Source organism: Streptomyces alkaliphilus, from assembly GCF_014141535.1.
Classification (GTDB): domain Bacteria; phylum Actinomycetota; class Actinomycetes; order Streptomycetales; family Streptomycetaceae; genus Streptomyces; species Streptomyces alkaliphilus.
The window spans coordinates 1-2,500 of sequence record NZ_VKHT01000771.1 but is presented as its reverse complement, the minus strand read 5'-3'; the positions used below and the strand labels follow the sequence as shown (position 1 = coordinate 2,500).

1 protein-coding gene and 1 pseudogene are annotated in these 2,500 nt (G+C 73.8%); both read left to right on the top strand.

Features of this window, described 5'->3' with window-relative positions:
* Nucleotides 1–1,188 (top strand): annotated as a pseudogene (locus FNQ90_RS19585) (cytochrome P450 family protein); the annotation flags it as partial.
* A 268-nt stretch (nucleotides 1,189–1,456) separates the two neighbouring features.
* A complete protein-coding gene (locus FNQ90_RS19580) occupies nucleotides 1,457–2,488 on the top strand; it encodes a transglycosylase family protein (protein WP_323380080.1) in 1,032 nt (343 codons plus the stop codon).
* Nucleotides 2,489–2,500: the final 12 nt, after the last annotated feature.

Sequence of the window (2,500 nt, the reverse complement as noted above, 5' to 3'; positions counted from 1 at the left end):
GAGCGCCCCCGTGCACCGGGTGACGCTGCCCAGCGGCGTCACCGCCTGGCTCGTCACCCGCTGGGAGGACGCCCGGCGGACCCTGGCCGATCCCCGGCTGAGCAAGAACCCCGACCGGCACGGCCCGGCGGCGCACGAGCGGGGGCGGGTCGGCATCCCGGGGAACGCGGCGCCAATCTGATGACCCACCTGCTCAACATCGATCCGCCGGACCACACCCGACTGCGCCGCCTGGTCTCGGCCGCCTTCACCCCGCGCCGGGTGGCCGCCTTCGCGCCGAGGGTGGAGGAGTTGACGCACCGCCTGATCGACGGCTTCGCGGATCGGGGGTCGGCCGACCTCATTCACGAGTTCGCCTTCCCGCTGCCCATCTACGCCATCTGCGACCTGCTCGGGGTCCCGGAGGAGGACCACGACGACTTCCGCGACTGGGCGGGGATGATGCTGCACACCGCCGGTCGGCGCGGCGGGGTGGGTCGGGCGGTGAAGCGGATGCGGGGTTACCTCTCCGAACTCATCGAGCGCAAGCGGGCCGATCCGGCCGACGACCTCATCACCGCCCTCATCCGGGCCTCGGACCACGGGGAGCACCTCACCGGCGAGGAGGCCGCCGCCATGGCCTTCATCCTGCTGTTCGCCGGCTTCGAGACCACGGTCAACCTCATCGGCAACGGGACGCTCGCCCTGCTGCGTCACCCGGACCGGATGGAGTACCTGCGCGGCGTCGTGCGGGCGGGTGACGAGCCGGCGGTGGACCGGGCGGTGGAGGAGTTGCTGCGCTGGGACGGACCGGTGGAGATCGCCACCTGGCGCTTCGCACGCGAGCCGCTGACGATCGGTGGGCGACGGATCGCCCCCGGAGACCCGGTGTTGGTGGTGCTCGCCGCCGCCGACCGGGACCCGGCGCGCTTCCCGGACCCCGATCGGCTGGATCTGACGCGCAGTGATCAACAACACCTCGGGTACGGCCACGGTATCCATTACTGCCTGGGTGCCCCACTGGCCCGTCTGGAGGGGCGCATCGCGCTGTCCGCGCTGCTGACACGCCTACCGCACCTGCGACTTGCCGTGGATCCGGCGGAACTGCGGTGGCGCGGTGGGCTCATCATGCGAGGGCTGCGCGCGCTACCGGTGGACTTCCGGCGCGAAACGGACCTCCCTGCCGGTAACGCTCCGTCAGGACTGTGATCTGCGCGTGATACGTGCGGGATCGGCTTGTGATCGGCTCCATGGTTTGGCTAGGTTCTGGCGACAACCGCAACGGTGTTCGGCTCCGGGCGAGATCCCGGGGACGATGCGCGCGGGGTCCGTGTGATTCCTTCGAGAGGCCTTCGTCATGCTTTCCGGGTCCGGTCGTCATCGTCGCCCCCGTCAGGCCCCCGCTTTTCTGGTCACCGCAGGTGTGACCGGCGCGGGTGCGGCCCTCCCGCTCCTCGGGGCCGGAGTGGCACAGGCGGTGGACGGTGAGACCTGGGACCGCGTCGCCCAGTGCGAGAGCGACGGCGAGTGGACCGCCGACACCGGCAACGGCTACTACGGCGGCCTGCAGTTGCCGCTGAAGCTGTGGATCGAGTACGGGGGCCGGGAGTTCGCCGACACCCCCGACCTCGCCTCCCGCGGCCAGCAGATAGTCGTGGCCGAGCGAATCCTCGCCGACCAGGGCCCCGGCGCGTTCCCCGACTGCGCGCACAGCGGAGGCCTGGTGGAGGCGGTGCGGCAGGCGCGGGAGGCCGAGGCCGCCGCCGTCGAGCGGCAGGCCGAGGCGGAGACCGCCGCGCCCTCGCGGTCGCGTCAGATCTCCGGGATCGTCGATGACGCGGGCAACCGACTGGGCTCCCTGCCGGGTACCGGCACCGGGTCCTCCGCGGGGGAGCGGGGGGCGACCGGGAGCGAGGCGGAGGCCTCCACCGGCGGGCGACACCGCGGCGCCCCCGACCCGAACGAGACCGAGCGGCTCGACGAGCCCGCCTCCGGCCGGCACGCCGCCGACCGCGACACCGGCGAGGCGGAGCGGGACGGCACCTCCGACCGCACGTCCGACACCGACGGGAAGGCCACCGACCCGGAGGCGACGGACCGGGCCGACACGAGCGACGGGTCCGGCGGGGCCGGCGACCCCGACCGGACCGGTCGGGGCGAGCGGCCGGAGAGGGCCGGCGAGGACGGAGGGGCCGGCAAGCCGGGTGGGGACGCGACCGGCGGCGCAAAGGAGGCCGTGGTCGACCCCTCGGCGTACGAGGTGCTGCCGGGCGACTCGCTGGCGGGCATCGCCGACCGGCAGAGCGTGGAGGGCGGTTGGAACGCCCTGTACCGGGCCAACGAGCCCCTCATCGGCGCCGACCCCGACCGCATCGTGCCGGGGCAGGTGCTGAGCCTGGACACCTCGGGCGTTCTCGGCGCCTCCGGCGAGGGGATGGAGACCGACGCCGACGCCGCGGCCGACACGGACGCCGGGGACGAGGGTTCGGCCGGCGGCGCGAAGGGCTGAGCCCCGCGGCCC